This window comes from Dokdonella sp., from assembly GCF_036518555.1.
In the GTDB taxonomy this organism is placed as follows: Bacteria; Pseudomonadota; Gammaproteobacteria; order Xanthomonadales; family Rhodanobacteraceae; genus Dokdonella_A.
Genome location: NZ_DATDMY010000058.1, coordinates 1 through 4,999, shown reverse-complemented (window position 1 = coordinate 4,999; position 4,999 = coordinate 1). Strand labels below are relative to the sequence as shown.

Genomic DNA, 4,999 nt, shown 5'->3' with positions numbered 1-4,999 from the left:
CGGCGATCGCGCGCCGATGCAGGCTCCGCGCGAGGCGCCACCGCAAGTGCCGCACGGCGAGCGCCGGCCGGGTGTTTAACCGCGCTTTAGCGCGCCGTCATTATCCTGCCGCGACGCATCCGGGCATCGACACTTGACCTTGCAGCATCCCTCATCGCCGACGCCGATGCTGCCGCGCGCGGATCGTTCGCCGCCGACCCTGCACGAACCGGGGCGCCTGCGCTTCGCGAGCGACCGGCTGCCATGGCAACGCAGCCTGCGCTGGGAGATCCGGCCCGTGCGCGACCGGCGCCTGCTGCTGCTCGGCGGACTGCTCGCGTTCGTCGTCACGCTGGTCGAGCTGGTCGGTTTCGGACTCGGCATGCGGCCGCACCGGCACCCTGCGCGCGCGCCGCAGGTCGTCACGGTCAACCTCATCGAGCCGAGCGCCGAAGTACCGCCGCCTCCGCCGGAACCCGAGCCGCCGATCGTCGCGCGTCCGAGCCGCATCGCGATCTCCCCGCCCGAAGTGAAGGTGAAGGCGCCGCCGCCGCGCGCGGAGGAATCGACCGACGCGATGCGCGCGCGCATCGGCGAAGGCGGTGCGGGCGGCGCACCGCAGCTGTTCAATCCGGACGGGTCGATCCGGCTCGGAGGCGGCGAACTCCCGAGCCTGCCGCCGCCACCGAAGACGGAGCGCGAGGCGGCACGGCAGCGTTGGGAGAAGATCGCCGAACGCGGCAATCCGCTCGACTGCAAGAAGACGCGCTTCTCGCAGGCGTTCGCGCCCGACCTGTCGCTCGGCGACAAGGTCGCGGGCAAGTACCTCAAGTGGGTCGGCCTCGCCGACCAGCAGGCGATCCGCCACCGCGCAGAACAGCGCGCCGAATCCGGCGGCTGCGAACCCGCGCCGTAGGGCGGCGCGCGCGATGCGCGTGCCGCCGGTGGCGCGTGCACGTCACGTGCACGACACCGTGCGCGGCGACGGGTGCGGCGATTCGCGGCCGGACTCGCCGCTGCGCGGCTAGACCCGCTGCGATCGACACGCGTCGAGGTCGGCGGCGGCCACGACGCGGCCACGCCGGCCGATCGCGACGGCGCGGGCCGCGCCATGCGATCGGTTATCCTCGACGCGATCACGACCCCCAGGGAACGAGCGCGCCGCATGCAGGACCACGACGACGTCGCACTGTGCGTGGATCTCGACGGCACGCTCGTCCACACCGACCTGCTGCACGAATCCGTGCTCGCGCTGTTGCGACGCAATCCTCTCTGGCTGTTCGTGCTCCCGCTGTGGCTGTGGCGCGGCAAGGCCCGCCTCAAGCGCGAGATCGCGCGGCGCGCCTGCCCCGACGTCACGCGATTGCCGTACGACGCGCGCGTGCTCGCGCTGCTGCGCGATGCCGGTACGCGACCGCGCGTGCTGTGCAGCGCATCGGACCAGCGCTGGGTCGACGCGGTCGCCGCGCACGTGGGTGGCTTCGACGCCGCGATCGGCAGCGATGGCGAGACCAATCTCGACGGCGCCCGCAAGGCCGCGGCCCTCGTCGCGCGCCATGGCGAGCGCGGTTTCGACTATATCGGCGATGCGGGCGCCGACCTCGCGGTGTGGCTGCGCGCGCGCCGCGCGATCGTCGCGAACGCGCCCGCGCGCGTGCTCGCGCGCCTGCGACGTTCGCGTACGGTCGACGCGGTCATCGAGCCGCGTCCGGGGGCATGGCGCGCCGCGCTGCGCGCGCTGCGTCCGCACCAGTGGTCGAAGAACCTGCTCGTCTACGTCGCCGCGGTCGCCGCCCACCGCATCTTCGAGCCCGCGGTGCTGTCCGCGGCCTCGCTCGCGTTCGTCGCGTTCTGCCTGTGCGCATCGGGCGCCTACGTGCTCAACGACCTGCTCGACCTCGACGCCGACCGTCGCCATCCGCGCAAGCGCGCGCGACCGTTCGCGGCCGGGCGCCTGTCGATCGCGAGCGGGCTCGTCGCGGCGCCGCTGCTCGTCCTCGGCGCGTTCGCGCTCGCATCGCTGCTGCCGTGGCGCTTCGTGCTCGTGCTCGGCCTGTACGCGGCGACGACGCTCGCGTATTCGCTGCTGCTCAAGCGCGTCGTCCTCGTCGACGTGGTCGTGCTCGCCGCGCTCTACACGTTGCGCATCGTCGCCGGCGCGGTCGCGATCCCGGTCGAAGCGTCGGCCTGGTTCCTCGCATTCGCGATGTGCCTGTTCCTCAGCCTCGCCCTGGTCAAGCGCTACGCCGAGGTGCAGCGCGTGGTGGAGAGCGCGCAGGAGAGCGTCGCCGGGCGCGGTTACCGCGCGACCCACCTCGCCTGGATCGGCCGGTTCGGCGCCGTGGCGGCGGCCACGAGCCTGTTCGTCCTCGCGCTCTACGTCGACAGCACCAAGAGCGCCGCGCTGTATCGCCAGCCGCACTGGCTGTGGCTGCTGCTGCCGCTGCTCGGTTACTGGCTGTTGCGCGTGTGGTCGCTCGCGCGACGGGGTCGCATGCACGACGATCCGGTCGTGTTCGCGCTCACCGACGTGCCGAGCCTCGCCGTGCTCGCGGCCTTCATCGCGACCGTGGCGATGGCGGCGTAGGCCGCGGCGGCACGCGTTGCGCGACGGCGCCCTACAGCATGCGCATGAGTTCGGGCATCAGCGGCAGCTTGCGCACGCGCACCGTGGTCGCGGCGTAGACCGCGTTGGCGAGTGCGGGCGCGACGCCGGGTATCCCCATCTCGCCCGCGCCGACCGGATCCGCCTCGGATGCGACGATCTCGACCTCGACGCTGCGCGGCGCCTGCGCCATCCGCAGCAGCGGATAGTCCGGGAAGTTGTGCTGCTGCACCTGGCCGTCCTTGATCGTGATCGCGAGATGCAGCGCGGTCGACAGTCCGTCGATCGTGCCGCCGATCATCTGCGCCTCGACGCCGAGCGGATTGACGACGCGGCCGACGTCCACGACGCAGACCGCGCGATGGATGCGCAGCTCGCGTCCCTCGACCGAAACTTCGAACGCGTGCGCGGTGTAGCCGCCGAACGTGAAATGGCAGGCGATGCCGAGGCCGTGGCCGTCGTCGCGACGCTCGCCCCAGCCGATCTTCGCCGCGCAGCGGCGAAGCACCTCGGCGAGACGACCGGTGTCGAACTCGGGGCCGCCGTGGCCGGAATAGGGGATGCGGCGCGGTTCGCCGAGCATCGCGAGGCGCAGCGCGACCGCGTCCTGCTTGCTCGCGATCGCGAGCTCGTCGATGAAGCTCTGCACCGCGAACGCGTGGAAGGTGTGCAGCGGCGCGCGCCACCAGCCGCGCGGCATGCCCGATTCGACCGCGAAGAAGGTCTTGTCGAGGTTGGCGACGAGGCCGGCGGGGAAGTCGTCGGCTTCGAGACAGCCGGCATTGATCGGCCGCTTGCGCCCGCCGCCTTCACGGTACGGCCGCGGCGTCGCCGCGCAGCGGTGCGTCCAGCCGGTGACGCGCTTCCTGCGGTCGAGCGTGGCCGACAGCGCGTGCACGCCGAACGGGCGATAGAAGTCGTGCTGGAGGTCGTCCTCGCGCGTCCACATGAGCTTGACCGGCTTGCCCGCGGCTTTCGCGACGAGCACCGCTTCGGCGACGAAATCGTTCTCGAGGCGCCGTCCGAAACCGCCGCCCGCGCGCGTCATGTGGATCTCGATGTCCTTGCGCGCAAGGCCGGTCATGCGCGCGATCATCTCCGACGCGCCGCCCGGGCTCTGCAGCGACGCGACGAGGCGCGCGCTGTCCTGCTTGATCTCGATCAGCGCACCGGGCGGTTCCATCGTCGCGTGGGCGAGGAACGGCACTTCGTAGCGCGCCTCGACGAACTGGCGCGCCTGCTTGCGCGCCTTCGCGACGTCGCCGTCGTGGCGCACGCTCGTGCCCGCTTCGTTGCGATCGAGCAGCTCGTGCGCGCGCGCGGCGAGCGCGCCGCTGGATTCCGCGGCCCACGGGCCCTGCTTCCACTTCACCTTGAGCAGCTCGCGCCCCTTGAGCGCGGCCCAGGTGTGCTCGGCGAGCACGGCGACGCCGCTCGCGAGCGGGCCGTCGAACGGCTCGCCGGGCTTGGGGCCGGCGATCTCGATCACGTCGACGACGCCCGCGACCTTGCGCGTCTCGCCGTCGTCGAAGGATTCGAGCGTGCCGTCGAGATAGGGGCAGCGCACGATCACCGCGACGAGCGCGTCGGCCGCGTACTCGTCGATGCCGAAGCGGCTGCGCCCGGTCGCGATTTCGCGCGCGTCGACGACGCGCGTCGGCTGACCGATGATGCGGAACTGCTCCGGCTTCTTCAGCGCGACCGCATGCTCCGGCGGCGCGATCGACGCCGCGCTGCGCGCGAGTGCGCCGTAGCTGAGCTTGCGCCCGTCCGGCGCGAGCACTTCGCCCGAAGCGGTTCGCAGCTGTTCGGCCGGGAGGTTCCACTCCTTCGCGGCCGCCTGCACGAGCAGCCAGCGCGCGGTCGCGCCGGCCTGGCGCAGGTCCTTCCAGCCGTCGGGCACGCTCGTGCTGCCGCCCGCGCCCTGGTCGCCGTAGCGGTTCGACGGGCCGTTGTCGGTGTCGACGTAGCCGTACGGCAGCTGCACCACGCGCACCTGCGCCCAGTCGACGTCGAGTTCCTCCGCGACGAGCATCGGCAACGAGGTCATCACGCCCTGGCCGATCTCGCAGCCGCGCGCCCCGATCACGATGCGGTTGTCGCGTTCGATGCGCACGAACGGGCCGAGTTCGGTGAGATCGTCGCCGAGGAGTTCGGGCGGCACGCCGGGCGTCGGCGCGGCGAGGCCATCGCGCACGCCGACGACGAGTGCGCCCGCTGCACCCAGCGAAATCGCGAGGAAGCGGCGCCGGCCCGGATCGACGGACGCGCTCACTTGCGTTCTCCCTGCATGAGTTCGGCCGCGCGCAGGATCGCCTTGCGGATGCGTGGGTACGTGCCGCAGCGGCAGAGGTTGCCGATCGACGCGATGTCGTCCTCGCTCGGCTTCGGCTTGCGCTTGAGCAGGTCGACCGC

Annotated in this window: 4 protein-coding genes; 2 read left to right on the top strand and 2 right to left on the bottom strand. The window is 72.2% G+C overall.

The window, feature by feature from the left end:
* Window positions 1-166: 166 nt before the first annotated feature.
* Together VI238_RS03490 and VI238_RS03485 are read left to right on the top strand one after the other, a co-directional pair.
* Window positions 167-895 carry a hypothetical protein gene (locus VI238_RS03490; RefSeq protein ID WP_331648488.1) on the top strand — a complete coding sequence of 243 codons (729 nt, stop codon included), beginning with the start codon at window positions 167-169 and terminating at the stop codon, window positions 893-895.
* 249 nt (window positions 896-1,144) lie between these two features.
* Window positions 1,145-2,566, top strand: coding sequence for a UbiA family prenyltransferase (locus VI238_RS03485; RefSeq protein ID WP_331648486.1), 1,422 nt, complete (start codon window positions 1,145-1,147; stop codon window positions 2,564-2,566).
* 31 nt (window positions 2,567-2,597) lie between these two features.
* Here the strand turns inward: VI238_RS03485 and VI238_RS03480 are convergent, their stop codons facing one another.
* Both VI238_RS03480 and VI238_RS03475 read right to left on the bottom strand, forming a co-directional pair.
* Window positions 2,598-4,859, bottom strand: coding sequence for a xanthine dehydrogenase family protein molybdopterin-binding subunit (locus VI238_RS03480; protein ID WP_331648484.1), 2,262 nt, complete (start codon window positions 4,857-4,859; stop codon window positions 2,598-2,600).
* Window positions 4,856-4,990, bottom strand: a complete 135-nt coding sequence (locus tag VI238_RS03475; RefSeq protein ID WP_414650023.1) for a hypothetical protein — start codon at window positions 4,988-4,990, stop codon at window positions 4,856-4,858. The genes VI238_RS03480 and VI238_RS03475 overlap by 4 nt, the downstream gene beginning before the upstream one ends.
* Window positions 4,991-4,999 lie beyond the last annotated feature (9 nt).